Genomic DNA, 26,165 nt, shown 5'->3' on the forward strand with positions numbered 1-26,165 from the left:
CACTACCTTGACATGGTAGGGGTCACAGGTTCGAACCCTGTACCGCCCACCACTTCCTCGGGAAGTGGCCACGAAAGCCCGGCACCGGCCGGGTTTTTTGTTTCCAGGTGACGTTATGCGTTGCAGTACGGCTGATTCGGCCCTTGTGACGTAGAAAGGCTTCAAACGGGCGGTTAGCTCAGCGGTAGAGCACTACCTTGACATGGTAGGGGTCACAGGTTCGAACCCTGTACCGCCCACCACTTGAAACCACGCGCCAGCGACGGTTTCGGTGGATTCACGTGACGAACGAATCAGGCCTTCTGGCCTCGCACTCGTACTCCGTCTATCCCGGCAGATCCGGGTATCTCTTGGTTCAACAAGACCCTTGTGGTCACTCTTCCTGCGCGTCTCGCAGTGCGCTGGATTGCGCGCTGGGCGATGTCGTGTGTGGGTCCCTCGCTACGCCTGTCGCGACAGCGCCTTCATCCGTTGCACGGGAGTATCTGTTCGCCTGACGCTGCGAGGTTCACTGGTGTTGGCGGTGGCTGGGTGCCGCGTGCGCTGCTATCCGTTGGCCTCGTCCCGTTGGCTGGCTGGTTGCCCTGTTGAATGTTCGTTGAGGTGGCGTGATGTCCAGTCGTAGGCAGTTTCTTGCCCAGCTTTCTGTTGGTGTTGGTGTGGCGGCATCCGTGAAGATCGGCATGTCTGCGCCACTGGTGACGATGGCCGAGCCGCAATGGCGCATGCCTGCGGAGGAGGCGCCGCAGGAGCGCGTATTTCTCGCCTATGCCGCATCCAGGGCGGTCTGGCGCGACTGGGCCGGTCCGGTGAACAGGACGGTTGCGCTGCTCGCCGGGACGATATCGCGCTATCAGCCTGTCACCATTCTGTGTCGCCAGGCGCAGGAGGCGGAGGCCCGGCGCGCCTGCGGCACAGCCAATATCCACTACATACCGATGCCGCTGGATGACATATGGGTGCGCGATTACGGCGGCTGTTTCGTGCTCGGGCCTGATGCGCAGCTCGGACTGGCTGATTTCAACTTCAATGGCTGGGGGCGCAAGCAGGCCTTCGCGGCCGATACTGCCGTGGCGAAGACCTTGAGTCGTGATCTGCAGGCACGCTACATACGCAGTCGCCTTATCGGCGAAGGCGGTGGTATCGAGGTGGATGGTGATGGCACGGCGATCATCACCGAGAGTTGCTGGGTCAACGACAACCGCAATCCGGGCATGAGCAGGGCGCAGATCGAGGCTGAACTGAAGTCGGTGCTGGGCTTGCGCAAGATCATCTGGTTGCCGGGGATCAAGGGGCAGGACATCACCGATGCCCATGTTGATTTCTATGCGCGCTTTGCCTCGCCGGGCGTGGTCATTGCCAACCTGGACAACGACCCGGATTCCTATGATTTCGCGGTTACCCGGCGTTACCTGGAGATTCTGGAGGCAGCCACCGATGCGGCCGGGCGGCGCCTGCAGGTGCATACCCTGTCACCCCCGCAGGCGCCGCGCGACAACATGTATACGCGTGAGGCTGACTATGCAGCGGGCTATATCAATTTCCTGCCGATCAATGCTGCGGTCATCGCTCCCGAGTTCGGTGATGCCGAGGCGGATGCGCGCTGCAGGGATCTGCTGAAGTCGCTCTATCCGGGGCGTGAGATCGTCCAGCTCAATATCGACCCGATCGCTGCCGGTGGTGGCGGCATTCACTGCGTGAGCAAGAATCTTCCGGTTTTCGGCGGGGCTCAGCACCAGCTGGATGCGGCTGGGCACTGAGAGTCCGTGTATGTCCGGCCGCTTCGATGGGGTTGGCTGGCCCGTCGGTTGCAGGCGGCAGGTGGCTGTGGAGGCCGCCGGTTTCACGGGTTTTGCCGGGTTTTCGGGGTGGTGCGGGGTGGCTTGGCCGGCGTGGCTGGGGTGCCTTGATTCCGGTGAAGTCCGGCTGCGAAGGCCGGGGTTCAGGCTTCTGGCGCTGAGGGTGGCATGCGGCGCGGAGAGCCCCAGAGCAGGTTTGCCCTGATTGGTTTAATATCTCCATGACGACCCCTCCGGCAACCAAGGTGGCCCGCGCGAAACGCCGGCCGAGCGTGTGACATGAGCACTACCATCGCCCACTGCTGATCTCCGCCACCGCCCTGATGCAGGCGCCGTCGTGGCGCTTTTTTATTGCCCAGAATTCCGTGAATCCCGTGAAATCGCGCCTGTTGGCGTTGTTTCCAGCCCGCCCGGCGGGCCGTGACCTTTGGTGAACCCCATGATCAACATCACTCTCCCAGACGGCAGCGTCCGTCAGTTCGAAAACCCGGTCAGCGTCATGGACGTTGCCCAGTCCATTGGTGCGGGCCTGGCCAAGGCCACCATCGCCGGCGCCGTGGACGGCGTGCAGGTCGATGCCAGCGACGTGATCGATCACGACGCTTCGCTGCGCATCATCACCGCAAAGGACGAGGAGGGCGTGGAGATCATCCGCCACTCCTGCGCCCACCTGGTCGGTCATGCCGTGAAGCAGCTGTACCCGGACGCCAAGATGGTGATCGGCCCGGTCATCGCTGAAGGCTTCTACTACGACATCTACAACGAGCGCCCGTTCACGCCGGAAGACATGGCGGCGATCGAGAAGCGCATGGGCGAGCTGATCGCGCAGGACTATGACGTGATCAAGAAGGTCACGCCGCGCGCGGAAGTGGTCGAAATCTTCAAGGCGCGCGGCGAAGACTACAAGCTGCGCCTGATCGAGGACATGTCCGACGACATCACCGCGATGGGCATGTACTACCACCAGGAATACGTGGACATGTGCCGCGGTCCGCACGTGCCGAACACGCGCTTCCTGAAGTCCTTCAAGCTGATGCGCATCTCCGGTGCGTACTGGCGTGGCGATGCCAAGAACGAGCAGCTGCAGCGCATCTACGGCACCGCCTGGGCCGACAAGAAGCAGCTCGAGGCCTATATCAAGCGCATCGAAGAAGCTGAAATGCGCGACCACCGCCGCATCGGCAAGCAGCAGGACCTGTTCCACCTGCAGGAGGAAGCGCCGGGCCTGGTGTTCTGGCATCCGAAGGGCTGGTCGATCTGGCAGGTCGTCGAGCAGTACATGCGCAATGTCTACCGCCAGAGTGGTTACGGCGAAGTGCGTTGCCCGCAGATCCTTGACGTCAGCCTGTGGAAGAAGTCCGGTCACTGGGACAACTACCAGGACAACATGTTCTTCACCGAGTCGGAGAAGCGCACCTATGCGCTGAAGCCGATGAACTGCCCGGGCCACGTGCAGCTGTTCAACCAGGGGCTGCACAGCTATCGCGACCTGCCGATCCGCTACGGCGAGTTCGGTGCCTGCCATCGCAACGAGCCGTCCGGCGCGCTGCACGGCATCCTGCGCGTGCGTGGTTTCACCCAGGACGATGGCCACATCTTCTGCACCGAGAGCCAGGTCGAAGCCGAAGTGACGGCCTTCCACCAGCAGGCGCTGGCGGTGTACAAGGCGTTCGGCTTCGAGGAAATCCAGATCAAGATCGCGCTGCGTCCGGAATCGCGCCTCGGTGACGACGAAACCTGGGACAAGGCCGAGGGTGCGCTGCGTACCGCGCTCTCCAGCTGCGGCGTCGAGTGGCAGGAACTGCCGGGCGAGGGCGCGTTCTACGGCCCGAAGATCGAGTACCACCTGAAGGATGCCATCGGCCGTACCTGGCAGCTGGGCACCATGCAGGTCGACTTCATGATGCCGGGTCGCCTCGGTGCTGAATACGTGGACGAGAACAGCCAGAAGCGTCATCCGGTGATGCTGCATCGTGCGATCGTGGGCTCGATGGAGCGTTTCCTGGGTATTCTGATCGAGCAGCACGCCGGCGCGTTCCCGACCTGGCTGGCGCCGGTGCAGGTGGTGGTGGCCAATATCACCGACGCCCAGGCCGATTACGTCGACGAAGTTCGCAAAAGCCTTGCAAATCAAGGCTTCCGGGTTGACGCCGATTTGCGCAACGAGAAGATCGGCTATAAGATTCGCGAGCATACGCTGCAGCGCGTACCGTACCTGCTGGTCGTGGGCGACCGCGAGAAGGAGAACGGGGCCGTGGCGGTACGCACGCGGTCCGGTGAAGACCTTGGTTCGATGTCGGTTCAGGCCTTCGTCGAGCGGCTGCAGGCAGAATTGAAGCATTGAAGTAAGTAGGGCCCCGGCCCCGGCCCCGGCGGACACTCCGCAGGGCCGGTACTAATCCACTTGGAGATTGCAATATCAGTATCCCTGACAACAAACAGAACCGCCGTAATCAGGAAATCCGGGTGCCGCGCGTACGCGTGATCGGCAGTGACGGTGAAATGATTGGCGTGTTGTCGCGCGACGAAGCGCTGTCCATGGCTGAAGATGAAGGCCTGGACCTGGTTGAAATCCAGCCCCAGGCCGATCCGCCTGTCTGCAAGATCATGGACTTCGGCAAGTTCAAGTTCGAGATGCAGAAGAAGGCCAACGAGGCCAAGAAGAAGACCAAGCAGGTCGAGATCAAGGAAGTGAAGTTCCGTCCGGTCACGGACGAGGGCGACTACCAGATCAAGCTGCGCAACATGCGTCGTTTCCTCGAGGACGGCGACAAGATCAAGGTCAACATCCGCTTCCGTGGCCGCGAAATGAGCCATCAGGAACTGGGTCGCGAGATGGCCAACCGGATCGAGGCTGATCTGGGCGAGGAAATCGTGATCGAGTCCCGTCCGCGCCTGGAAGGCCGGCAGATGGTCATGATGATCGCGCCGAAGAAGAAGTAAGCCGTCGGCCCATGGGTCTGCTGCTTTGCTGAACAGGGAGGGGCTTCGGCTACCTCCCTGTTTGCATGCCTGTTCAGCCAATTTGAGTGCCAACCCGCTTGCGGTTTGCAAGTGGCTGGTGCGCAAGGCATAATGGGCGGCCCGGTTCGCCGGGTTTGTTGTTTGCTTCACCCCAGGACCTGCCTGCCTCCAGTGGGAGCGCGGGCTTTTGACAGACAAGGGCAAGGATGGAAAGTGTGGGTCAGCCCACCGCCCAGTCAGTAAAGAGACCATCAAGGACATAGCAATGCCCAAGATCAAGACCAACCGGGCGGCGGCCAAGCGTTTCCGCAAGACCGCCTCCGGCAAGTACAAGTGCGGTCACGCCAACCGTAGCCACATCCTCACGAAGAAAGCGACCAAGCGGAAGCGTAACCTGCGTCAGACGAATCACGTCCGCGCAGAAGACGCAGGCCGTCTGGACCGTATGCTTCCCTACCTCTGAGGACTGAACCATGGCACGAGTAAAGCGTGGTGTGCAGGCGCGCCGCCGCCACAAGAAAGTATTGGATCTCGCCAAGGGCTATTACAACGCCCGTCGCAAGGTCTTCCGCGTTGCCAAGCAGGCAGTCATCAAGGCACAGCAGTACGCCTACATTGGCCGTAAGCAGAAGAAGCGCAATTTCCGTTCGCTGTGGATCACCCGCATCAACGCGGCTGCCCGCATCAACGGCCTGAGCTACAGCCGTTTCATGAACGGCCTGCTGAAGGCTGGTATCACCCTGGACCGTAAGGTTCTGGCTGATATCGCCGTGCACGACGCAGCCGGTTTTGCCGCTCTGGCAGAAAAGGCCAAGGGCGCACTGGCGGCATAAGTTCTTCCTGCAGCAGCTGTAGCGTTCACGCGCAGCGGCTGTGGTGAGACAATGCATGGGGAAGGGCGCAAGTCCTTCCCCATTCTTTTTTGTGTTGGTTGCCGCAGCGCTTGCTTGCGCGGCGATCAGGCACTGGTGGCGACGGGGGTCGGCCCGGCGCATACCGCGTAGGCATGCCGGCCAGAGGTTTCGTCGATCCCATGAGTGACATCCAATCCTTGACCGCGCAGGCGCTGGCCGATGTGGCCGCGGCGCAGAGCCCGGAAACGCTGGAAAACCTGCGTGTTTCGCTGTTGGGCAAGAGCGGCAGCATCACGGCCCAGCTCAAGCAGCTTGGCGCCTTGCCGGCCGACGAGCGCAAGGCAGCAGGCGAGGCGATCAACATCGCGCGTGACGCCGTGTCCTCGGCCTTGGGTGAGCGCAAGACGCTGCTGGAAAACGCCGCGCTGGATGCACGCCTGGCCGCTGAAAGCATCGATGTCACCCTGCCGGGCCGTCATGGCGAGCGCGGCGGCCTGCATCCGGTCACGCGCACCCTGGAGCGCATCACCGAGATCTTCGGCCGCCTCGGTTACGAGCTGTCCGAAGGCCCGGAAATCGAAGACGACTGGCACAACTTCGAGGCGCTGAACTTCCCGCCGCACCATCCGGCGCGCGCGATGCACGACACCTTCTACTTCGGCGACGGCCGCCTGCTGCGCACGCATACCTCCGGTGTGCAGGTGCGCTACATGGGCGACCACAAGCCGCCGCTGCGCATGATTGCCGCCGGCAAGGTGTACCGCAGCGACAGCGACCAGACCCACTCACCGATGTTCCATCAGGTCGAAGGCCTGCTGGTGGACGAACACTCCACCTTCGCCGATCTGAAGGGCACCTTGTCCGAGTTCGTGCGTGCCTTCTTCGAGCGCGACTTCGAGATGCGTTTCCGCCCGAGCTACTTCCCGTTCGTGGAGCCGGGTGCGGAAGTGGACATCGCCTGGCAGCAGCCTGACGGCAGCACCCGCTGGCTGGAAGTGCTGGGTTGCGGCATGGTCCACCCGAACGTACTGAAGTCGGTCGGCATCGATCCGGAGCGCTACACCGGCTTCGCCTTCGGCCTGGGTGTGGAGCGGTTCGCGATGCTGCGTTACGGCGTCAACGACCTGCGCGCGTTCTTCGAGAACGACGTCCGCTTCCTCAAGCAGTTCGCGTAAACGAGCAGCTGTAGTGCCGAGCCATGCTCGGCAGCTCCTGATCCGCTCAATAACGTTGACCAGCCCCAGGCGCAAAGCGCTGGGTATCAACAAAAAACCGCAACGGGAGGCGCCCCTCCCCTCAAGGTAGACACATGAAATTCTCTGAAAGCTGGCTGCGCAGCCACGTACCGACCACCGCATCGCGCGACGAACTCAGCGCCGTGCTGACCGCCATCGGTCTGGAAGTCGAAGAAGTCACTGCACTGGGCGCAGGCCTGGACAACGTGGTGGTGGCGCGCATCGTCGAAGCGACCCGCCATCCGGAAGCCGACCGCCTGCAGATCTGCAAGGTCGACGCCGGCCAGGCCGAACTACTGCAGATCGTCTGCGGCGCGCCGAATGCGCGCCCGGGTCTGGTCGCACCGCTGGCCATGGTGGGTGCGCAGATCGGCGAGCTGAAGATCAAGCCGGCCAAGCTGCGCGGCGTGGAATCCAACGGCATGCTGTGCTCGGCCAAGGAGCTGGGCCTGGACAACGACGCCTCCGGGCTGCTGGAACTGCCGAACGACGCACCGGTTGGTACCGCATTGGTTGATTACCTCGGCCTGCCGGATGCCAGTATCGAGATCAAGCTGACCCCGAACCGCGCCGATTGCTTCAGCGTGCGTGGCATTGCCTTCGACGTGGCTGCCGCTACCCGCAGCGAAGTGAAGCCATTTGCCGCCGACGCCGTGCCGGCGGTGGGTACGCGCGAGCTCACCATCCAGCTCGGCGCCGGTGCCGAAGCGCCGCGTTACCTCGGCCGCGTGATCGAAGGCGTCAATGCCGCCGCGACCACCCCGCTGTGGATGGCCGAGCGCCTGCGCCGCAGCGGCGTGCGCCCGGTATCGCTGCTGGTGGATATCACCCAGTACGTGATGCTGGAACTCGGTCAGCCGATGCATGCCTACGACCTGGATACGCTGAAGGGGCCGATCGCAGTGCGCCGCTCGCGTGCTGGTGAAAGCCTCAAGCTGCTGGACGGCCGCGACGCCGCGCTGGACGACAGCTTCCTGGTGGTGACCGATGCCGACCGTCCAGTCGGCCTGGCCGGCCTGATGGGCGGCTTCGATACCCGCGTCACCGATGCGACCAGCAAGGTCTTCCTGGAGGCCGCACACTTCGCCCCGGCGGCCATCATGGGCCGCGGCCGCAAGCTCGGCCTGCACACCGACGCCGGCCACCGCTTCGAGCGTGGCGTTGATCCGCAGCTGCCGCGCGTTGCCATCGAATACGCCACCCAGCTGGTGCTGGACCTGGCCGGCGGCACGCCGGCGCCGGTCACCGAGGCCGTGCGTGAGGCCGACCTGCCGGTCGCCGCCAACATCCACCTGCGCCGCGCCCGCATCCTGCGCGTGCTGGGCATCCAGATCGATGACACCGAAGTGGAGCGCATCCTGCGCGCGCTCGGCATGCAGGTCGAGGCGGTTGCCGATGGCTGGACCGTTACCGGCCCGAGCCGTCGTTTCGACATCGCCATCGAAGAAGACCTGATCGAGGAGCTGGCCCGTATCCACGGCTACGAGTCGATCCCGACCACCTTGCCGGGTGGCGCTGCACGCATCGCCATGCCCAGCGAAACCCGTCTGGATGACCTCAGTGTGCGCCGCCAGCTGGTGGCACGTGAAATGCTGGAGACCATCAACTTCGCCTTCGTCGATGCCGAGCTGTTGAAGCAGTGGCAGCAGGACGAGGGCCTGGTTGCGCTGGCCAACCCGCTGTCGGCCGAGCTGGCGGTGATGCGCCCGTTGCTGCTGCCGGGTCTGGTGGCCACGCTGGGCCGCAACGTTGCCCGTCAGGCTGGTCGCGTGCGCCTGTTCGAAATTGGCCGCGTGTTCGAGGCGCAGGCCGGGGAGGGCAAGCCCGCACCCAAGGAAACCGTGCGCGTTGCCGCTGCGGTGTGTGGCGATGCCGCCACCCTGCAGTGGGGTGAAAAAGCACGCAAGGTCGATTTCCACGACCTCAAGGGTGACCTGGAATCGCTGGCTGCCGCCTCCGGTGCGGTGCTGGAGTTCCGCGCCTCGCAGCGCCCTTACGCGCATCCGGCGCGTTCGGCCGATATCTGGCGCGATAGCCAGTGCATCGGCTGGATCGGCCAGTTGCATCCGCGCCTGACCAAGGCCATGGAAGTGGACGTGGACGTGTACGGCTTCGAGCTGGACCTGGCACCGCTGGCGGCGCGTTCGCTGCCGCGTTCCAGCGAACTGTCGCGCTTCCCGGCCGTGCGCCGTGACCTGGCCGTGGTCGTAGCTGAATCAGTCAGCTGGGCCGAGCTGTCCGCCACCATCCATGGCGCCGGCGGCGAGCTGCTGCGCGATGTCGCACTGTTCGACCGTTATGTCGGCCAGGGCGTCGAGCCAGGCTTCAAGAGTTTGGCTATGGGCTTGATTTTGCAGGACAAGTCGCGCACCCTGACGGACCGTGACGTGGAAGCCGTAGTCACCGATGTGGTGGCGGCGATTGATCACGGGCACGGCGCAAAGATCCGTGGCTGAGGCGGGATACAGGGAGCAGGCATGGCATTGACCAAGGCGGAGATGGCGGATCGTTTGTTTGACGAAGTCGGTCTGAACAAGCGTGAGGCCAAGGAGTTTGTCGACGCGTTTTTCGATGTGTTGCGCGATGCATTGCAACAGGGACGTCAGGTGAAGCTGTCGGGCTTCGGCAATTTCGATCTGCGGCGCAAGAACCAGCGCCCGGGTCGCAACCCCAAGACCGGCGAGGAAATTCCGATTTCCGCCCGTACGGTAGTCACCTTCCGTCCGGGCCAGAAGCTCAAGGAGCGGGTGGAGGCATATGCTGGATCCGGGCAGTAACCGCGAACTTCCGCCGATTCCGGCCAAGCGCTACTTCACCATTGGTGAGGTAAGCGAGCTGTGCGACGTCAAGCCGCACGTGCTGCGCTACTGGGAAACCGAATTTCCCAGCCTTGAGCCGGCCAAGCGCCGTGGCAACCGTCGTTACTATCAGCGCCATGACGTGCTGATGGTCCGGCAGATCCGTGGCCTGCTGTACGAACAGGGCTACACCATTGGTGGCGCCCGCCTGCGACTGGAAGGCGAGGGCGCGCGCGAAGAGTCGGCGCTGAGCAACCAGATCATCAAGCAGGTACGCATGGAGCTGGAAGAAGTACTGCAACTGCTCCGTCGTTGATCTTTTTTGTGTGAAAACCGGTATAATCACCGGCTCGCCGCAAGGCGAAAGCAGTAACGATCGGGGCGTAGCGCAGCCTGGTAGCGCATCTGCCTGGGGGGCAGAGGGTCGTCGGTTCAAATCCGGCCGTCCCGACCACTACTGCAATACGAACAAGGGCTTGCGTTTCATTGCGCAGGCCCTTTTTCGTTGTGCACGTGGTTTGCTTCCTGCGCCGTGGCGCATGGAGCCGTCAGCCTTGGTAAGCGAACCTTGGCTGGGACACGCCTTCGACGGTGACCTGTTCAACGAACATGGCATATGGCCTGACCCACAGGCCCCAGTCGCCATACAGGGGCTTGTATAGCACCACTGCTTCCAATGTTTCGCTGCTCCGGGCGAGGCCGACAACTTCGTATTCGCCGCCTTTGAAATGGCGGTAGCGTCCAGGCGCGAGGCTTGGGAGAGGCGGTAGGGCAGACATGCATGACATCGGTGTTGGATGGGGCGGATCGTAGCACCCCGAAGAAATCGGTGGCACTGCACATGGAGAACCTGGCCCATGCGCTCTCGCTAGCAGGTGCCTACAGGCCAAAGTTTGCTTGCATAACCCATACATAGGTAGTGCGTCAGTGCGTCGATTCGCTCATGTACGCAGGCTTCCGGGTCCTCTTGCTAGCCTGTTGATGATCGCCACGATGGGCAGTCGCCCGGGAGTCTCGTATGTCCTTTTCCTTGATCCGCTGCATCGCAATTGTGTCCTTGTTAGGTTTGGCTGCCTGCACCTCGAAGGATGGCGCAACGAACGAGGTTGCCCCGCAACGTGTGGGCATGGCCAATCCGGCGTCCGAGCATTGTTTGAAGAAGGGCGGGAAAGTTGAAATCAAAAAGAATGTAGAAGGTGGTGAGTACGGCATGTGCCACTTGCCAGATGGCTCACAGGTCGAGGAATGGGAGCTGTTTCGTCGCGACAACCCGCCACAGGGGAAGTAATGATGTTGGGGTTCGGGTAATGCAGTGGGGTTGCGGTGTTGCGCAAACACATCTGACCAGGAGGCAGCGGGTGATGAGCGAAGTCGATACATTGGTGGCGCAGTTGCAGCTATTGCCTCATCCGGAGGGCGGGTACTTCCGCCGTTTTCATGAATCGCCGCAACATATCCTTGTTGATGGTTTGGCGCGCCCGGCGTTGACGGCCATCCACTATCTGCTCGGTGCAGGGCAGGGCAGTGCCTGGCATCGCATCGATGCGGAGGAGGTGTGGCAATGGCAGGCAGGAGAGCCGCTACAGCTGATGCTCTGGGAAGGGGGCAGCTCGCCGATGCAGCAGATCGAACTGGGCGCTGTTGGCAATGGGCGGCAGTCGCTGGCGATCGTACCCAAGGGCGTATGGCAGGCCGCGCGACCGCTGGGTTCGCATGCACTGGTCAGTTGCATGGTCGCGCCGGGCTTTGTGTGGTCGGGCTTTGAGTTGATGGCGCCAGAAAGCGACGACGCGGCGTGGCTGCGGGTGCAGGGCAGTTGGGTATAGGAAGCGATACGACACTCGGGTGAATGCCGGCACTGGATCGATGCACAGGGCGTTGCCGCGTATCGCCTGCCTCGGCGTGGCGATGGAGGCTAGGCAAGGGAAACCTCACTCTGACCCCGGTTTGGGTTGCTGTGAGGAAGCGTGATCCGTTGGGAACTGCCATTGACTGCTCGTTTTGTCTCGCGAGGCCCTCCTACCATGGCCGGGCTTCATTGATGAAGCGTGATCAGGAGACACGAATGATGAAGTTCACTTCTGTGTTGGCTGGTACCGGGCTGGCGGCGTCCATGCTGGCACTTGCTTTGATTCCGGCGAAGGCCGAAGCGCAGCCCAACTGCCCGACATGCCTGCCTGGCTACTATCGGTGCGTGGAAAGCGGTGCCGCTGACTGTGAAGTCCGTTATGCCGTATGCCTGCAATGGTGCGTGGGAAATGCGGCAATGCAGCCCTTGCCCGTGCTTCCCAAGCCTGCCATGAGCCCTGTTCTGCAGACGCTTGCGCTGCCGACATTGCCGTTGTCGGCCAAGGGCTGATTTCCGCTTCAGATAGCCCCACCCTGGTGGGGCTTTCGGAGCGGTGCTTTCCCGAGGTGCAGGCCACCGTCGGTGCTTTCCTTGTGCTTGGGTCGCGCCCTGGCTGACGAACGTGAGTTCCCGAGCGTGGGGCGGATTGCCGCTAGCGCTGCTGTGAGAGCATTCCGCAACCCCGATGCTCATCGGGTCAGGCGAGAGAATTGCCCTTCCTTGCAATCTGGATTTGCAGCTCAGGCTGGCATGTACGAGGATGCGGCAATGTCGAAGCTACCACCCCGCCCGGATCAGCCCATCAGCGTAGAGAATGGTTCGTCCAGCGCGGTCGAGCAGCAGGCGCCCGCATGGTTGCGTGGTCCGCGCTGGCGCCGTTGGCTGATGATCGTTGGCTTGTTCCTGGTTGGTTGGACGGTGCTGTTTGGTGGCTGGATCGGCATCGCGCTGTTGCGCGGCTCGACCGAACGGAATGCGGGAGCCGTTGCCTTCAATATCGTGCTGGTGGTGTTCATGGCTTCGGTCATGTTTCTGCTGCTGCAGCGCGGGCTTTATCGCTGGTTCTGGCACATCGAGCGCAGGCGCGGTCATGGGGGCGTTGGCTTGGACGACAGGATGATGAGGTTCGGAGCGGTGCGAACCGATGCGCCGCCCGTTATACGCTGGCCGTGGCAATTGCGTGCGCGGCATGCGGGCTTCCTGCTCACGGGTATGGCAACGCTGTTGTTCATCTTTCTGCCTTACGACAATCAGCTGGCGATCAGTGGCTTTCTTGCGCGCAACAGTGCGGGCAGGGCGTCGGCCGGAAGCCTGTCCATGTTGTTGTTTGCATGGTTGCCGCTGCTGTCGTTGAGCCTGCTGTCGATGCTGTTGCTGTCACGACAGATGCGGCGCCGGGATGCGGGACTATTGGATGCTGGAGCGAAACTTGTGCTGACGGCGGAGACCAACTGGCTGTTTTCCTTCGCCGCTGCGTTTGCCATGACGATGCTGTTGTGCCGCCTGTTCGGCACGATGGTGATGCGCTACCTGTAGAAAGCCCAAGTCGGGATCATTTTTTCAGCGACATCCGCGTACGGAAGCAAGTCTTGCTGCCAGACGATGGTCCGATGTTTTATTGGGATTATCGCTGTCATCGGCAATTTTCATTATCATGCGCGCAACTCGTACCGCCGCGGCTGCTGAACCCGGTACTTACGAGAGATGATGATGGACACTGATAGAACACGCGGCTGGAGGCGTTTCCAGGCGCGCAATCGTGGCGGCGATCGCCTCGCCCAGACGCCAAAATTCAAGTTCGAAAAGAATTGGAAGCTGATGTACATCCGCAGTGCGAAATGCCTGCGGGCGAAGCAGCTCGGTTTTCCGTATCCGGTACGGACGTGGCGGCAACTGCTTTTGGATGAGTCATGATGCGCCTGCTGTTTGTTTGTAGTCGCAACCAGCTGCGCAGTCCCACAGCCGAAGCGGTGTGGAAGGTGCGGGCGGGATATGAAGCGCGCTCCGCAGGCACCAGCCCGCATGCACGCAGAACCATCAGTCCGGCGGATATCCGCTGGGCTGATGTCATTCTCGTGATGGAAGCCAAGCATCGCGACCGCATGCGCGCAACGTTCACGCGCCTGTTGGAACATAAACGTCTGCATTGCCTGGATATTCCTGACGACTATCGATTCATGGATCCTGTGTTGGTAACACTGCTCGGTGAACGCGTGGCAGCCTGCCTGGCGTCAGAAGGGATAGGCAGCAGCGCGCAGCGCTAGGCCTGCAGTAAGCCGCTGTGTGAATCTCATGCCTGGAAGGGGCGTACCCGATCTGCAGGCAAGGCTAGCGAGAGAACTGCTGCCGGTACTGCAGGGGTGTCAGTTGGGTCAGTGCCTTGAACATCCGCTGCAGGTTCGAGTCGCTGCTGAAGCCCAGTTCGTTGCTGATGGCTGAAAGCGGTGCGGAGGTGAGCGTCAGGCGCTCGGCGACCTGGGCAAGCTTGATGCGGCGCGCGTACGTTGCGGCGGCGCAGCCAGTCTCATCCTTCACCTTGCGTGCAAGTGTGCGGCCGGAGATGTCCAGCAGGTCTGCGAGCTTGTCCACGGTCAACTGGTCCGCAGGCAATGCATCAACCGACGCATGCAGTTTGCGCAGCAAGGTGCTGGGTTGCTGGATGAGGCTCAGCGACTGGAATGCATCGTGCGTTTGTGCAGGCCTTGGCAGCACCATCAGCTTGACCAGATCCTGCACGATGGCGGGGCTGACTGTCTGTTCGATCAGATGCTGTGCAATAGGCAGGTAGCCGCTGACGCCGCTTGCGGTGGCGTGTCGCGTTGCATGGATGCAGGTGCTCTCTGCCCGCCAGCGTATCTTCGGATGGCGCTGGCGCAACGTGTCGAGCAGCCACCAGGTGGCGGTGGCGGCTTGTCCGTCCAGGCGCCCACTGGCTGCAGCGAGGCTGACGCCTACGCAGTAGCTCCACAGCTGCGAGCGCTTGGGAAGTCGCGCAAGCGCCCGTATCAGTGCAGTGTTGTTCTGCAGCGTGGCTTCCACCTCGCTGGCGGATTCGGCCCAGAACCCGGGGACGAGCACGGCATCGAGAAGCGGGTCATCGACGCTGCCATGGGCCTGCATTTCCAGACCTTGGCTGCAGATGACCGGCCCGGCTTTCAAGCCGACGAAGCGGGTTTGGAACAGTGGCTGTCCTGTGCGGCGATTGGCTGCGTGCAGCAGATCGGCAAAGCCAAGCAGGCCGGCAGGCATGCAGCCGGGATAGAGCAGGAGGCCGATCTGGCAGGTTCTTGGCATGGCCGGAATTGAGTGGAACATGGCGATTCTTGCCATTATCGATCAGGCGTCGTCGGCTCACCATGGGGGCCTCCTTCCAACGGCCAAGCCATGAAAATCCAGCAGCTCCGCAATGCCACGATCATTGTCGAAATCGGTCCGCATCGGATCCTGGTCGATCCGATGCTGGCGGGCAGGGCGGTGTTGCCGCCGCTGCGGGTGCTCGCCGGTCTGCGGCGCAACCCGCTGGTGGATCTGCCAGCGGAAGCCGAGCCGGCGCTGCAGTCGGTCACCCATTGCCTGATCACCCACTGCCAGAAAGGTCATTTCGATCATCTGGACCGTGCGGGCAAGCGCTGGCTACGTGAGCGGCGCATTCCGGTGATCTGCACGCCGCATGATGCCGTGCATCTGGCGGCGCGCGGCTTGAACGTGCAGCCCTTGCCGGAGGCGCATGAACTCACCAGTCCTTTTCTGGGTGGAAGCATTCGCACTATGCGCTGCATGCATGGTCGCGGTGTGATCGGACGTTTCATGGAGCACGGCGTCGGTTATCTGATCGAGATGCCTGGCGAGCCTCGTCTGTATCTGTCTGGCGACACCGTGCTTACACCCGCCATCGAAGACTTCGTGCGCACGCAGCAGCCGGATGTCTGCGTGATCCCCGCCGGCGGCGCGCGGTTTGATCTTGGCGGCGAGATCATCATGGGCTTGGAAGAAGCGTTGGCGTTTGCGCGCATTGCCGACGGCGTTGTTGTTGCCAACCATCTGGAGGCGCTGAGCCATTGCCCGGTGAGTCGGCAGGCGTTGTTGCTGGCTGCAAGGGAGGCGGGGCTGGCGGAGCGCCTGCGGGTTCCAACTGATGGTGAGGTACTCGAATTCTGAGGATTGGTAGTGCCGAGCCATGCTCGGCAAGGGGGGCTTCCGGTAAAGCCCCATGCCGAGCATGGCTCGGCACTACATGGTTGGCTGGCAGTTCATTGCGCTCGAAGAACGATGTTCTAACGCATTGCTGCAACGAAATGGCTAATGTCGCCAACCAGATCGTCCCAAGGAAGACAGGTATGTCGTTGGTGCGCAGCTGGCGTGGTTGCTGTCTGTTGATGTGCTTGTTTGCAGGAGGGGTATCGGCGCAGGAAGTGGAAACGCCAGCAGGCACGGCAGCGGCGCCGATCCGCGATATGGAGGCGGTCGTCGTCCATGGCGTGCAGCCCGGGCCTGGCTTGTGGCGGGTCAGCAAGGACGGGCATGTGCTTTGGATCCTGGGCACGGTGTCGCCCTTGCCCAACCAGATTGATTGGCGCGCCGATGAAGTACGTGCGGTGATTGCGCGCTCGGGGCAGGTGTTGCTGTCACCCGGTGTGGTGTTTGACGCCGACGTGGGTTTCTTCGGCAAGCTGGCGTTGGCGCCATCGGTCTGGAAGGTGATGCGTAACGAAGACGGCGCGGAGCTGGTCGATGTGCTGGCACCGCCGCTGTATACGCGCTGGCATGCGATGAAGCAGCGTTACCTGCCGCGCGACGGCGGGATCGAGCGCAAGCGGCCGATGTTCGCCGCTGCTGAGCTGCAGGCGGCCGCGATGAAATCCATCGGCCTCGGTCAGAAACCTGTGGTCTGGCCGGTGGTGGAAGCTGCTGCGAAGGCGGCGGGAATCACGCCGACGCCAACGAGTTGGAAGATCAAGATCGAGGACCCGAAGGCCGCGGTCCGCGAGTTCCGCGAGGGCGGCATGGATGATGCGGTGTGCCTCGAACGGACCGTGGACTTGGTTGAGAACGATCTGCCGACCTTGGTCGAGCGTGCGAATGCCTGGGCAATGGGTGATGTGGAGGCGTTGCGGCGCTCACCCTATGAGGACGCGGGTGCGGCCTGCATGCAGGCGATCACCCAGTCGGGCTTCGTGCGCAATCGCGGCTTCGGTGATCTGAAGGCGGGAGTGCGCCAGCATTGGCTGTCGATTGCGGAGGCTGCCGTGCAGCGCAACGAAGAGACGTTCGCGATGCTGCCGGTGGATCGCTTGCTGGAAGCCGATGGCTATCTGGCGGCACTGCAGGCGCGTGGGTATGAGATTGAGTCGCCCTGAGAAGCAGTGCTGCAATGGCAGTGCGGAGCTGATGCAAGGGCGGCGGGCACCAAGTAGCCCGGGTAAGCGGGAGCGCACCCGGGGCTGTTGGCGGTGATCTGGGAGGCCGCTGGAGAATGATTTTCCCGGGTGCGCTGCGCTTACCCGGGCTACGGTGTTGCTGGTTTGAGGGAGCAGCGTAAGCCGCGAAGCTGATGTGGCTCGAGAAACCAGTTTTCCTGTCACCGGATGGTGTTTTTGCTTCGCGGCTTACGCCGTTCCCACAAAAGAAAAATCCGATGCCAGGGGGCTGGCATCGGATTTCGGGATACTCACAAGTTGGAATCCAGCTCAGCTGGCCGCACTCAACGGTGCCGTGCTGTCCTGCAGCTTCGGCCAGCGCTTCAGGATCGCTGCGCGGATGCCGGCGGCGTCAATCCCGGCTTCGGCCAGCAGGTCTTCGCGGCTGGCATGGTGCTGGTAGCTGTCCGGCAAGCCCAGGTGCAGCATCGGCATCACCACGGCTTCCGCGTTGAGCAGTTCGGACACGCCGGAACCGGCACCGCCGGCAACCACGTTGTCCTCGACGGTGACGAAGCCGTCGTGGCTGCGTGCCAATTCCAGCAGCATCGCCTTGTCCAGCGGCTTGATGAAACGCATGTTGACCACGCTCAGGCCCAGCTCGCGGCCAACCTGCTCTGCCGCCGGCACGGCCGCGCCGAAGGCGAGGATGGCCAGGCGGCTGCCCTGCAAGCGCAGCTGTGCCTTGCCGATTTCCAGCGTGGACAGGTCGGTGCCAACGGCTGTGCCGGGACCGGTGCCGCGCGGGTAGCGCACGGCCGCAGGGCCCTTGTACTGCAGGCCGGTGCTGAGCATCTGCCGGCATTCGGCTTCATCGCCCGGGGCCATGACCACCATGTTCGGCACGCAGCGCAGGTAGCTCAGGTCGAGGTTGCCGGCGTGGGTGGCACCGTCCGGGCCGACAACGCCGGCACGGTCGATGGCGAACAGCACGTCCAGATCCTGGGTGGCGACGTCATGCACCAGCTGGTCATAAGCGCGCTGCAGGAAGGTGGAGTAGATGGCGACCACGGGCTTGGCGCCCTGCGTGGCCATGCCGGCAGCCAGCGTCACCGCATGTTGTTCGGCGATGGCGACGTCGAAGTAACGTTCCGGGTATTCCTTGCTGAAACGCACCAGCCCGGAGCCTTCGCGCATGGCCGGGGTGATCGCCAGCAACTGCGGCTCGGCGGCGGCGGCATCACACAGCCAGTTGCCGAAGATGTCGGTATAGGTCGGCTTCTTGGGCGCACCCTTTTCCGGCAGGCCCTTGCTGGGATCGAACGGGCCGACGGCGTGGTAGCCGATCTGGTCGTCTTCGGCCGGCTCGTAGCCTTTGCCCTTGGTGGTCATGATGTGCAGCAGGTGCGGGCCCTTGGCATCCTTCAGGTGCTTGAGGGTCGACACCAGCAACGGCAGGTCATGGCCGTCGATCGGGCCGGTGTAATGGAAGCCCATCTGCTCGAAGGCGGTGGACGGCACGAACATGCCTTTCCACTGTTCTTCCCAGCGCTTCACGAAGCGCGCAGGCGGGCTGTGGCGCTTGTCGCCGAGGATCTTCTTGCCGCTCTCGCGCAGGGCGTTGAGCGTGCGGCTGGCGGTTGCCCGGCCCAGCATCTTGGTCAGTCCACCGACGGCTTCGGAGATGGACATGTTGTTGTCGTTGAGGATGACCAGCACGTTCGGCTCGTCGTCCATGCCGCCGGCGTGGGCCAGCGCTTCGAAGGCCATGCCGGCAGTCATCGCGCCGTCGCCGATCACCGCGATCACCTTGCGCTCGTCGCCCTGGCGCTGGCGTGCGATGGCCATACCCAACGCGGCGGAGATCGAGGTCGAGGAGTGGCCGACGCCGAAGGTGTCGAACTCACTTTCCTCGCGCTTGGGGAAGGGGGCAACGCCGTCCTTCTGCTTGACGGTGTGGATGCTGTCGCGGCGCCCAGTGAGGATCTTGTGCGGGTAGGTCTGGTGGCCCACGTCCCACACCAGCTGGTCGACCGGCGTGTCATACAGGTAGTGCAGGGCGACGGTAAGCTCGATCACGCCCAGGCCGGCCGCGAAGTGACCGCCGCTCTTGCCCACCGATTCGATCAGGTAGGCGCGCAACTCGCCGGCGATGGCCCCCAGTTCGCTCTCGTCGAACAGACGCAGGTCATCGGGAGTCTTGATGCGCGACAGGCGCGGATAGCTGGCAGAGTCGATCATGGTCTTCGCGTTTCACTCGAAACGGTATTTTCCCCGTCCGGAGAGGGTGGGGCAAGCAAAGCACATCATCAATGAGTGCCGGATGAGGTGGTTTGGCACCAAGCTGAAGGCCGTGTTCAGTCTGGATGGCAGTTTCGCATGAATACGCGTGGCAGCGGTGCGGAGCTCAAAGCCCGCGCTGCAGGGCTTTGCGCGGCAGCTGCGACTTCAGGAAGGCCATCTGGTCGGCGAGGATGTTGCGGTTGGACAGGATCAGGTGCTCGATCCAGCTGGGCCGGTACGGCACTGCCAGCAGCGGCATGTTGGCCTGCGCCGGGGTGCGGTTGCTCTTGCGCGAGTTGCAGTGGAAGCAGGCGCTGACCACGTTCTCCCAGGTGTCCTTGCCGCCCTTGGAGACCGGCAGGACGTGGTCGCGGGTCAGCTGCGGGCGGCTGAAGTGCTGGCCGCAATACAGGCAGAGCTGGGCATCGCGGGCGAACAGCGCGGGATTGGTGAGGTTGGGCGTGGGGTCGATCGCGCGCGAGCGGGCGTGGCCGCGCGAGGCGATGATCGGGTGCAGGTCCATGCCGCTGCGCAGGCCGGTCAGTCGCGATATTGCGCCGTGTACGTGCAGGCAGGGATCGCCCATGGTCCAGGCGACGGCGCCGCGTGCATACAGGCAGGCGGCATCCTGCCAGTTGATCCAGTCCAGCACGCGGCCATGCGCATCCAGCGACAGCAGTCGCACGGAGCCGAGGCGGTGCAGGGAGGGCGGAAGTGAAAACCCGTCTGTCGGAGCGGAAGTCCCGGCTCCGGTATCGATCAGACTACGCGGTGTAGTGTCTGTCTCCATCGGGTTAACAGCTTATACACGATGCGTGACAGTTTGTGTAAAGGCGGGTGGCGGCCGGCGGTTTTGTGGGAGCGGCGTCAGCCGCGAAGCTAGGGGTGTCTCGGACGCCTGAGAGCTTACCCCTCCCCAGCCCTTCCCTCCGCCTTCGGCGCAAGGGAGGGGGGCTCGAAGCAAGAGCTGCCCTCACCCCAACCCCTCTCCCGCGGGCGGGAGAGGGGCTTCAGGGTCGCAGGCATTCCTGATGGTTCCCTTCTTCCGCGTGCGGGAGAAGGGCTTGCAGATCGCAGGCAGCTTGATCGCTCCCTTCTCCCGCTTGCGGGAGAAGGTGCCCCGAAGGGGCGGATGAGGGGAGCTTTGCCCTGCTTTTGCTATTGGATCAGTCGCCGAAGCGGACCGAATCCATGTCCATCAGCGAGTCGGCACCAGCGGCGATGCCGGCGGCGTGGCTCAGGGTGCGCGGCAGGATGCGGGCGTAGTAGAAACGGGCGGTTTCCAGCTTGGCCTGCTTGAAGGCTTCCGGGTGGCTGGAAGCCTGCGCGGCGACCACCGAGCGTGCCCACCAGTAGGCGACGGCGACGTAGCCGCTGTAGAACAGGTAATCCCAGCTGGCCGCGCCCAGTTCTTCCGGGTTGGCGGCGGCGCGCTGCAGTACGTCAATGGTCAGCTTGCCCCATTCCTTGGCCTTGCCGCCCAACACCGGCAGGAACTCGGCGACGGCCGGGTTGCTGGCATTGGCGGCGATGAACTGCTCGATCTCGGCCAGGAACAGCTTCAGGCCGGCGCCCTGCGAGGCGGCGGTCTTGCGGCCGATCAGGTCCAGCGCCTGGATGCCGGTGGTGCCTTCGTACAAGGTGGTGATGCGGGCGTCGCGGGCGTACTGCTCCATGCCGTGCTCGGCGATGTAGCCGTGGCCGCCGAACACCTGCTGGCCGTTGTAGGTCGCTTCGATGCTCCACTCGGTCAGGCAGGCCTTGACGATGGGGGTGAGGAAGCTGACCAGCGTGTCGGCGTCGGCGCGTGCCTGCGCATCGGCGCTGCTGTGTGCGGCATCGAGCTGGGTGTAAGCGTGTGCGGCGAGCAGGCGGCCACCTTCGGTCAGTGCCTTGGTGGTCAGCAGCATGCGGCGCACATCGGGCTGGGCGATGATCGGATCGGCCGGCTTGTCCGGCTGCACGGCACCCTTGGGTGCGCGTGACTGCAGGCGCTCGCGGGCATAGGCCAGTGCGCCCTGGTAGGCACGCTCGGACTGCGCCAGGCCCTGCACGCCAACGCCAAGGCGGGCGGAGTTCATCATCACGAACATCGCCTGCAGGCCCTTGTGCGGCTGGCCGACGAGGTAGCCCTGGGCGCCGTCGAAGTTCATCACGCAGGTGGACGAACCATGGATGCCCATCTTGTGCTCCAGCGCGCCGCAATGCAGTTCGTTGCGCTCGCCCTGCTTGCCGTCGCGGTCGACCTTGTACTTCGGGGTGACGAACAGCGAGATGCCCTTCGGGCCGGCCGGTGCGTCGGGCAGCTTGGCCAACACCAGGTGCACGATGTTGTCGGCGAGGTCATGCTCGCCGGCGGTGATGAAGATCTTGGTGCCGGTGATCGAATAGCTGCCGTCGGCGTTCGGCTCGGCGCGGGTCTTGAGCAGGCCCAGGTCGGTGCCGGCGTGCGGCTCGGTCAGGCACATGGTGCCGGTCCAGTTGCCGGCCACCAGCGGCTTGAGGAAGGCTTCCTTCTGCCAGTCTTCGCCGTAGTGCTTGAGCGCTTCAACCGCACCGTGCGACAGCATCGGGAACAGGCTCCAGGCCAGGTTGGCCGAGGACACCATTTCGCTCAATGCCATGCCCATGGTTTCCGGCATGCCCTGGCCGCCGAAGTCCGGCGATGCGGTCAGGCCGGTCCAGCCACCTTCGACGAACTGCGCATAGGCTTCCTTGAAGCCCGGTGCGGTGGTGACTTCGTTGGTGGCCTTGTCGAGCTTGCAGCCGGTCTGGTCGCCGATCGCATTGAGCGGGGCCAGCACGCTGGTGCTGAAACGGCCGGCTTCTTCCAGTACCGCGTCGATCAGATCGGCGCTGGCGTCTTCGAAACCCATCGATGCAAACAGGGACTCGGCCTTCAAGACGTCGTGCAGGGCGAAACGGAGATCGGTAACAGGGGCTTTGTAGTTGCTCATCAGGCGGCTCTCGAACAATGCGGGAACGGGTGGGGGATCAGCGCAGCACGCCGGGCAGGCCCGGGGCCTGGTTGAGGCTGTTGCGCGATTTGATGTCGAAACTGCGTTGCTTCTTTTCTTCCGGGGTGGCGCTGACGCTGCCTTCCAGTTCGTAGAACAGCGAGCGGCCACCGGCTAGGGCATCGGCCACGACGATGCGTGCCGAAGACGAGGGCTGCAGGTGGACCTTGATGACGTCGGCCGATTCCGGGCCGATCGACAGCGCCGGGCTGGCGCTGAGCGTGCCGGCGGCTTCATCGCCAACCTTCACCGCCAGCGACACGTTGTCAAAGCGCATCGGCATGGAGCTGTAGTTGCGCAGGCGCAGTTCCACTTCCCAGTTGCCGTCATTGCCGACGCTCAGCTGCTGGATGCTGGCGGCAGGTTCAGAAACGCGCTTCACCGGGCCATTGCCGCAGGCGGTAAGTACAAGTGCGAGTACGGCCATCAGGGCGTACTGGGGGCGAAAACGCATGGGGCGTGGTCCTCGGGTCCTGAGCTTATCTCCCAAGAATACTACGGCGTATGGCGGCCTGTTGGGTACAGGTCTGCAAGATCAGCCACTATGACGATGGAATGGCGGAACCGGCGCGGTCATGCATCAAGTGATGCAAGGGGGCAGAGGTTGCCGTCATTCGCGTCATTTTCTGGGGATTCATCAATGCGTTCATTCAAGTTGTTGCCGCTTGCAAGCGCTATCCGCGGCGGTCTGGCAGTTGTGGCGCTGTGCGCCTCCGTTCCGGCGCTGGCAGCGCCGCCGCAGTTCGACCTTCAAGCAGGCAACATCGAGGATGTATTGCCTGAATTTGCCCGCCAGGCCGGCGTGCAGATCATCGCCCCGGCGCATTCAGGTGGCGCCCAGCGCATCGAGGTCGCCGAGTTGAAAGGGCAGATGGAGCCGCGCCAGGCGCTGGCCCGCCTGCTCACCGGCACCGGCCTGAGCGTGGCCTCGGACGACGGCCGCACCATCACCCTGCGCGCGGCAACGCCGATGCTGGCTTCGCTCGGTGGGTTGGGTGGCCTGGCCGCCGGGCAGGCCGCAGCTCCGGCTGCGCCGCAGGAGGTTGCCGAGCCCATGCCGGCAGCGGCCAGCCCCAGCGTCAGCACGCTGGACCAGATCACCGTGGTCGGCAGCCAGATCAAGGGCGCCAAGACCGCCGCGATCCTGCCGGTGGCGACCTTGCAGGCTGAGCAGATCGAGGCCACCGGCGCCGTATCCGGCGACGAGCTGTACCGTTCCATCCCGCAGATGGGCGATGTCTCGTTCAGTGGCACCAATGGCGGCAACAGTTCCAACTACGCGCGCGGCGACATCGCCTCGGTCAACCTGCGCGGCCTTGGCGTGGGCAACACCCTGCTGCTGATCAACGGCCGCCGCACCGTTGTCCATCCCACCAGCCAGGCCGATGGCAACCTGGTGCCGGTGCTGACCTACAACGCCAATGCGGTGCCGGTGTCCAACCTGCGCCGTGTTGAAGTGCTGCTGGACGGCGCGGCCGCCATCTACGGCACCGATGCGGTGGCCGGCGTGGTAAACAACGTACTGCGCGACGACATGGACGGCGGCACCATCAGCGTGCAGAAGGGCTTCGGTGAAGGCACCGACCTGCGCGATATCGGCGTCAACGGCATGTGGGGCAAGAACTCCGATGACCTGCGCTCCAACATCACCATCGCCTTCAATTACTACAACACCACCGGCTTGAACTCGCTGGACCAGGACTGGACCAAGAACGGCAACCGTGCGGCCGATTTCCTCGGCACGCCGTTTGAAGGCCTGGCCGGCACCGACAATCGCAACACCAACAGCCCGTGGGGCAACTTCACCGTGGTTGGCCCGCGCGTGTCCAAGAACGGCACCTGGTTGACCACCACCGCCGGTGCCTTCCATGTGCAGCCCACCAGCAACAGCGGTTGCGCGGCAACCATCGCCGATGGCCTGTGCGTGCAGTCCGGCAGCAAGGCGACTTCCGGTGCCGACGCCAACCTGCGCGACAACCAGCAGGGTCAGTATCCGTTGTCGATCAGCCCGGACGTGCGTCGTTTGAATCTGTTCGTCACCGGCAAGCATGATTTCGACAACGGCCTGTCGTTCTTCAGCGAAGCCGGCGTCTATAACTCGCGCGCCTACAGCCTGCAGAACGGCGTCAACACCATCACCGCCTTGCCGATGACGGTGGCAGCCAGCAACTACTGGAACCCGTTCGGCGCGATGTACCTGCCCGATGGCTCGCTCAACCCGAACCGCCTGCAGGGATTGAACATCGGCGCCAACGGCGTGCCGGTGACCATCACCAGCTACCGCTTCGAGCGGCCGACCCGCATTGAGGTCAACAATACCCAGGTGCGCGCCTTGGCCGGGCTGCGTGGCTTCCACTACGGCTTCGACTGGGAAAGCGCCGCGCTGTACTCGGCGGCCAGGGTCAAGGACACGCAGGATGCAGTGAGCATGTCGTTGTTCCAGCAGGCCCTGGCCAATCCCACCGCCTCGGCCTACAACCCGTTCTGCGGTGGCTGCAATGATTGGGACAAGCTGGACCAGTTCTTCTACAAGGCACAGCGCCAGAGCAAGACCGAGCTGTTCCTGTGGGACTTCAAGGCCTCGCGCGCGGACCTGTTCAAGACCTGGGCCGGCGATGTCGGCATGGCCGCGGGTCTGGAAGTGCGCCACGAAACCCAGCGCGATGATCGTGATGCACGCGTCGATGGTTCGGTGACCTTTACCGATGCGATCACCGGCGTTGCCTATCCCAGCGACATGTACGGCGTCAGCCCGACCCCGGACACCTATGGCTCGCGCACCGTCGCCGGTCTGTTCGCCGAGTTCTCGGTACCGCTGGTGTCGCCGGAAATGAACATCCCGCTGGTGCGCTCGCTGGACCTGCAGGTGGCCGGCCGCGCCGAGCGCTACAACGACTTCGGCAATGTCGCCAAGCCGAAGCTGGCGCTGGGTTGGCAGGTGTTTGATGGCCTGACCCTGCGTTCGTCCTGGGCCAAGGGCTTCCGTGCGCCCAACCTGGAGCAGATCAACGCCACGGTGGTGAGCCGTTCCAACACCCGCACCGATTACATCCAGTGCGAGGCGGACAAGCGCAGCGGTGCACAGCCGGCGTTCGCCAACTGCGGCGGCTACAGCTACTCCACCACCGCGCGTCGCTCGGGCAATCCGGACCTGAAGCCGGAAACCTCGACCAATACCAGCGCCGGCCTGGTCTTCCAGCCGCGCTTCATCCCGGAGAACTACGGCCGCTTCACCTTCGCCGTTGACTACTACAAGTACGAACAGGAAGGCATCATCGGCCTGTTCGGTGAAGGCAATGCGCTGATCCTGGATTACATGCTGCGTCAGCAGGGCGGTAGCAACTCGGCGGTGGTGCGTGCAGATGCGACCGCTGACGACATCGCCCGCTTCGCCGGCACAGGTCTGGATGCTGCCGGCAAGGTGCTGTACGTCACCGACCAGTACGTCAACCTGGAGCCGCAGACCCTGCGCGGCGTGGACTACAACTTCAGCTGGAACTCGCCGGAAACCGCGATCGGTCGCTTCGACGTGTCGGTCACTGGTACCCACCTGATCGAGTTCTACCGCCAGCGTTCGCCGGCACTGCAGGCGCTGGAAGATGCCAAGTCCGCAGGGCTGGTGGATCCGTCGATCCGCATCACCGGTGGCGGTGACCTGATCGGCAATGGCGGCAACCCGGAGTGGAAGTGGTCCGGCACGCTGACCTGGCGCTACCAGCAACTGTCGGTGGGCGCGAGCGCGCGTTATGCGAGCTCCTACGTCGAGAACGGCCTGACCCTGGCCGATGGGACGCCGTGGACGGTGAAGTCGCAGACGCTGGCCAATGCCTTCGTCAAGTATGACTTCGCACGCGAAGGCTGGCTCAACAACGTGGCAGTCAAGGTCGGTGCCAACAATATCGCCAACAAGCGCCCACCGATCTCCGACGATGTGTTCGGTTACCCGTCGGGTGTCTACCAGGCCAATCCGCGTTACTGGTACGTCAACGTGAGCAAGGCGTTCTGATGC

The 26,165-nt window shown here is 63.4% G+C and carries 24 protein-coding genes and 3 tRNA genes (1 of these 27 running past the window's edge); 21 read left to right on the plus strand and 6 right to left on the minus strand.

Translation table 11 applies throughout. The features are described from left to right. The 12 genes from RT131_RS01200 to RT131_RS01255 all read left to right on the plus strand — a co-directional run. Positions 1 to 52 (plus strand) — tRNA-Val (locus RT131_RS01200) (it extends 123 nt beyond the left edge of the window). Between the two features lie 115 nt (positions 53 to 167). Further along, positions 168 to 242, plus strand: a tRNA-Val gene (locus RT131_RS01205). Between the two features lie 441 nt (positions 243 to 683). Next, positions 684 to 1,760, plus strand: a complete 1,077-nt coding sequence (locus tag RT131_RS01210; protein WP_313169546.1) for an agmatine deiminase family protein — start codon at positions 684 to 686, stop codon at positions 1,758 to 1,760. A gap of 478 nt (positions 1,761 to 2,238) precedes the next feature. Then, a complete protein-coding gene (gene thrS / locus RT131_RS01215) occupies positions 2,239 to 4,143 on the plus strand; it encodes a threonine--tRNA ligase (RefSeq protein ID WP_313169548.1) in 1,905 nt (634 codons plus the stop codon). A gap of 74 nt (positions 4,144 to 4,217) precedes the next feature. After that, on the plus strand, positions 4,218 to 4,742 hold the full coding sequence (gene infC, locus RT131_RS01220; RefSeq protein WP_282265677.1) for a translation initiation factor IF-3: 525 nt from the start codon (positions 4,218 to 4,220) through the stop codon (positions 4,740 to 4,742). Between the two features lie 286 nt (positions 4,743 to 5,028). Further along, positions 5,029 to 5,226: a 50S ribosomal protein L35 gene (gene rpmI, locus RT131_RS01225; RefSeq protein WP_002811096.1), complete on the plus strand. Its 198-nt coding sequence runs from the start codon at positions 5,029 to 5,031 to the stop codon at positions 5,224 to 5,226. A 10-nt stretch (positions 5,227 to 5,236) separates the two neighbouring features. Next, positions 5,237 to 5,596, plus strand: a complete 360-nt coding sequence (gene rplT, locus RT131_RS01230) for a 50S ribosomal protein L20 (RefSeq protein WP_054657697.1) — start codon at positions 5,237 to 5,239, stop codon at positions 5,594 to 5,596. Between the two features lie 200 nt (positions 5,597 to 5,796). After that, positions 5,797 to 6,792, plus strand: a complete 996-nt coding sequence (gene pheS, locus RT131_RS01235; protein ID WP_313169550.1) for a phenylalanine--tRNA ligase subunit alpha — start codon at positions 5,797 to 5,799, stop codon at positions 6,790 to 6,792. Positions 6,793 to 6,926: 134 nt separating this feature from the next. Continuing rightward, complete coding sequence (gene pheT / locus RT131_RS01240; protein WP_313169552.1) at positions 6,927 to 9,308, plus strand: phenylalanine--tRNA ligase subunit beta; 2,382 nt, start codon at positions 6,927 to 6,929, stop codon at positions 9,306 to 9,308. 21 nt (positions 9,309 to 9,329) lie between these two features. Continuing rightward, on the plus strand, positions 9,330 to 9,629 hold the full coding sequence (locus RT131_RS01245; protein WP_232147785.1) for an integration host factor subunit alpha: 300 nt from the start codon (positions 9,330 to 9,332) through the stop codon (positions 9,627 to 9,629). Further along, positions 9,610 to 9,966, plus strand: a complete 357-nt coding sequence (locus tag RT131_RS01250; protein ID WP_057629341.1) for a MerR family transcriptional regulator — start codon at positions 9,610 to 9,612, stop codon at positions 9,964 to 9,966. Before RT131_RS01245 ends, RT131_RS01250 begins: the two co-directional genes overlap by 20 nt. A 61-nt stretch (positions 9,967 to 10,027) precedes the next feature. Next, positions 10,028 to 10,104 (plus strand) — tRNA-Pro (locus RT131_RS01255). A gap of 94 nt (positions 10,105 to 10,198) precedes the next feature. On the opposite strand, the gene RT131_RS01260 is transcribed toward RT131_RS01255, so the two are convergent. Continuing rightward, a complete protein-coding gene (locus tag RT131_RS01260) occupies positions 10,199 to 10,429 on the minus strand; it encodes a DUF1653 domain-containing protein (RefSeq protein WP_313169555.1) in 231 nt (76 codons plus the stop codon). 239 nt (positions 10,430 to 10,668) lie between these two features. On the opposite strand from RT131_RS01260, the gene RT131_RS01265 reads away from it, so the two are divergent. The 6 genes from RT131_RS01265 (at position 10,669) to RT131_RS01290 (ending at position 13,763) form a co-directional block, all read left to right on the plus strand. Continuing rightward, positions 10,669 to 10,938 (plus strand): DUF333 domain-containing protein, encoded by a 270-nt coding sequence (locus RT131_RS01265; protein ID WP_313169557.1) that lies wholly within the window; start codon positions 10,669 to 10,671, stop codon positions 10,936 to 10,938. Between the two features lie 73 nt (positions 10,939 to 11,011). Then, entirely contained in the window at positions 11,012 to 11,476 is a 465-nt protein-coding gene (locus RT131_RS01270; RefSeq protein ID WP_313169559.1) for a cupin domain-containing protein, read from the plus strand. Positions 11,477 to 11,715: 239 nt separating this feature from the next. Next, positions 11,716 to 12,009, plus strand: coding sequence for a hypothetical protein (locus tag RT131_RS01275; protein WP_313169560.1), 294 nt, complete (start codon positions 11,716 to 11,718; stop codon positions 12,007 to 12,009). 240 nt (positions 12,010 to 12,249) lie between these two features. Further along, positions 12,250 to 13,035 carry a hypothetical protein gene (locus RT131_RS01280; RefSeq protein ID WP_313169562.1) on the plus strand — a complete coding sequence of 262 codons (786 nt, stop codon included), beginning with the start codon at positions 12,250 to 12,252 and terminating at the stop codon, positions 13,033 to 13,035. A 168-nt stretch (positions 13,036 to 13,203) separates the two neighbouring features. Then, positions 13,204 to 13,413: a hypothetical protein gene (locus tag RT131_RS01285; RefSeq protein WP_313169564.1), complete on the plus strand. Its 210-nt coding sequence runs from the start codon at positions 13,204 to 13,206 to the stop codon at positions 13,411 to 13,413. Next, on the plus strand, positions 13,410 to 13,763 hold the full coding sequence (locus tag RT131_RS01290; protein ID WP_313169566.1) for a phosphotyrosine protein phosphatase: 354 nt from the start codon (positions 13,410 to 13,412) through the stop codon (positions 13,761 to 13,763). Before RT131_RS01285 ends, RT131_RS01290 begins: the two co-directional genes overlap by 4 nt. Before the next feature lie 64 nt (positions 13,764 to 13,827). Here the strand turns inward: RT131_RS01290 and RT131_RS01295 are convergent, their stop codons facing one another. Then, positions 13,828 to 14,814: a helix-turn-helix domain-containing protein gene (locus RT131_RS01295; RefSeq protein WP_313169568.1), complete on the minus strand. Its 987-nt coding sequence runs from the start codon at positions 14,812 to 14,814 to the stop codon at positions 13,828 to 13,830. 69 nt (positions 14,815 to 14,883) lie between these two features. Between RT131_RS01295 and RT131_RS01300 the strand changes: the two genes are divergently transcribed. Together RT131_RS01300 and RT131_RS01305 are read left to right on the plus strand one after the other, a co-directional pair. Further along, on the plus strand, positions 14,884 to 15,657 hold the full coding sequence (locus RT131_RS01300) for an MBL fold metallo-hydrolase (protein ID WP_313169570.1): 774 nt from the start codon (positions 14,884 to 14,886) through the stop codon (positions 15,655 to 15,657). A gap of 179 nt (positions 15,658 to 15,836) precedes the next feature. Beyond that, entirely contained in the window at positions 15,837 to 16,856 is a 1,020-nt protein-coding gene (locus RT131_RS01305; RefSeq protein ID WP_313169571.1) for a TraB/GumN family protein, read from the plus strand. Positions 16,857 to 17,186: 330 nt separating this feature from the next. Here RT131_RS01305 and dxs read toward each other — a convergent pair whose 3' ends face one another. The 4 genes from dxs to RT131_RS01325 all read right to left on the minus strand — a co-directional run bounded on the left by dxs (position 17,187) and on the right by RT131_RS01325 (position 22,610). Then, on the minus strand, positions 17,187 to 19,097 hold the full coding sequence (dxs, locus tag RT131_RS01310) for a 1-deoxy-D-xylulose-5-phosphate synthase (protein WP_313169572.1): 1,911 nt from the start codon (positions 19,095 to 19,097) through the stop codon (positions 17,187 to 17,189). Positions 19,098 to 19,263: 166 nt separating this feature from the next. Continuing rightward, on the minus strand, positions 19,264 to 19,929 hold the full coding sequence (locus RT131_RS01315) for an HNH endonuclease (RefSeq protein WP_282266789.1): 666 nt from the start codon (positions 19,927 to 19,929) through the stop codon (positions 19,264 to 19,266). Positions 19,930 to 20,305: 376 nt separating this feature from the next. Continuing rightward, positions 20,306 to 22,096 carry an acyl-CoA dehydrogenase C-terminal domain-containing protein gene (locus RT131_RS01320; protein WP_313169574.1) on the minus strand — a complete coding sequence of 597 codons (1,791 nt, stop codon included), beginning with the start codon at positions 22,094 to 22,096 and terminating at the stop codon, positions 20,306 to 20,308. Between the two features lie 37 nt (positions 22,097 to 22,133). Then, positions 22,134 to 22,610 (minus strand): LEA type 2 family protein, encoded by a 477-nt coding sequence (locus RT131_RS01325; RefSeq protein WP_313169576.1) that lies wholly within the window; start codon positions 22,608 to 22,610, stop codon positions 22,134 to 22,136. Positions 22,611 to 22,796: 186 nt separating this feature from the next. Between RT131_RS01325 and RT131_RS01330 the strand changes: the two genes are divergently transcribed. After that, positions 22,797 to 26,162, plus strand: coding sequence for a TonB-dependent receptor (locus RT131_RS01330; protein ID WP_313169577.1), 3,366 nt, complete (start codon positions 22,797 to 22,799; stop codon positions 26,160 to 26,162). Positions 26,163 to 26,165 lie beyond the last annotated feature (3 nt).

Source organism: Stenotrophomonas sp., from assembly GCF_032066555.1.
Lineage (GTDB): Bacteria > Pseudomonadota > Gammaproteobacteria > Xanthomonadales > Xanthomonadaceae > Stenotrophomonas.

Bases quoted from the DNA above. Each gene is read 5' to 3' on its own strand.
- RT131_RS01330 (WP_313169577.1), top strand. From the start codon at position 22,797: ATGCGTTCATTCAAGTTGTTGCCGCTTGCAAGCGCTATCCGCGGCGGT.
- pheT (WP_313169552.1), top strand. From the start codon at position 6,927: ATGAAATTCTCTGAAAGCTGGCTGCGCAGCCACGTACCGACCACCGCA.
- rplT (WP_054657697.1), top strand. From the start codon at position 5,237: ATGGCACGAGTAAAGCGTGGTGTGCAGGCGCGCCGCCGCCACAAGAAA.
- RT131_RS01315 (WP_282266789.1), bottom strand. From the start codon at position 19,929: ATGGAGACAGACACTACACCGCGTAGTCTGATCGATACCGGAGCCGGG.
- RT131_RS01260 (WP_313169555.1), bottom strand. From the start codon at position 10,429: ATGTCTGCCCTACCGCCTCTCCCAAGCCTCGCGCCTGGACGCTACCGC.
- RT131_RS01285 (WP_313169564.1), top strand. From the start codon at position 13,204: ATGATGATGGACACTGATAGAACACGCGGCTGGAGGCGTTTCCAGGCG.
- RT131_RS01245 (WP_232147785.1), top strand. From the start codon at position 9,330: ATGGCATTGACCAAGGCGGAGATGGCGGATCGTTTGTTTGACGAAGTC.
- rpmI (WP_002811096.1), top strand. From the start codon at position 5,029: ATGCCCAAGATCAAGACCAACCGGGCGGCGGCCAAGCGTTTCCGCAAG.
- RT131_RS01270 (WP_313169559.1), top strand. From the start codon at position 11,012: ATGAGCGAAGTCGATACATTGGTGGCGCAGTTGCAGCTATTGCCTCAT.
- RT131_RS01305 (WP_313169571.1), top strand. From the start codon at position 15,837: ATGTCGTTGGTGCGCAGCTGGCGTGGTTGCTGTCTGTTGATGTGCTTG.
- thrS (WP_313169548.1), top strand. From the start codon at position 2,239: ATGATCAACATCACTCTCCCAGACGGCAGCGTCCGTCAGTTCGAAAAC.
- RT131_RS01275 (WP_313169560.1), top strand. From the start codon at position 11,716: ATGATGAAGTTCACTTCTGTGTTGGCTGGTACCGGGCTGGCGGCGTCC.
- RT131_RS01295 (WP_313169568.1), bottom strand. From the start codon at position 14,814: ATGTTCCACTCAATTCCGGCCATGCCAAGAACCTGCCAGATCGGCCTC.
- dxs (WP_313169572.1), bottom strand. From the start codon at position 19,097: ATGATCGACTCTGCCAGCTATCCGCGCCTGTCGCGCATCAAGACTCCC.
- RT131_RS01280 (WP_313169562.1), top strand. From the start codon at position 12,250: ATGTACGAGGATGCGGCAATGTCGAAGCTACCACCCCGCCCGGATCAG.
- RT131_RS01290 (WP_313169566.1), top strand. From the start codon at position 13,410: ATGATGCGCCTGCTGTTTGTTTGTAGTCGCAACCAGCTGCGCAGTCCC.
- pheS (WP_313169550.1), top strand. From the start codon at position 5,797: ATGAGTGACATCCAATCCTTGACCGCGCAGGCGCTGGCCGATGTGGCC.
- RT131_RS01325 (WP_313169576.1), bottom strand. From the start codon at position 22,610: ATGCGTTTTCGCCCCCAGTACGCCCTGATGGCCGTACTCGCACTTGTA.
- RT131_RS01250 (WP_057629341.1), top strand. From the start codon at position 9,610: ATGCTGGATCCGGGCAGTAACCGCGAACTTCCGCCGATTCCGGCCAAG.
- RT131_RS01210 (WP_313169546.1), top strand. From the start codon at position 684: ATGTCTGCGCCACTGGTGACGATGGCCGAGCCGCAATGGCGCATGCCT.
- RT131_RS01265 (WP_313169557.1), top strand. From the start codon at position 10,669: ATGTCCTTTTCCTTGATCCGCTGCATCGCAATTGTGTCCTTGTTAGGT.
- RT131_RS01320 (WP_313169574.1), bottom strand. From the start codon at position 22,096: ATGAGCAACTACAAAGCCCCTGTTACCGATCTCCGTTTCGCCCTGCAC.
- RT131_RS01300 (WP_313169570.1), top strand. From the start codon at position 14,884: ATGAAAATCCAGCAGCTCCGCAATGCCACGATCATTGTCGAAATCGGT.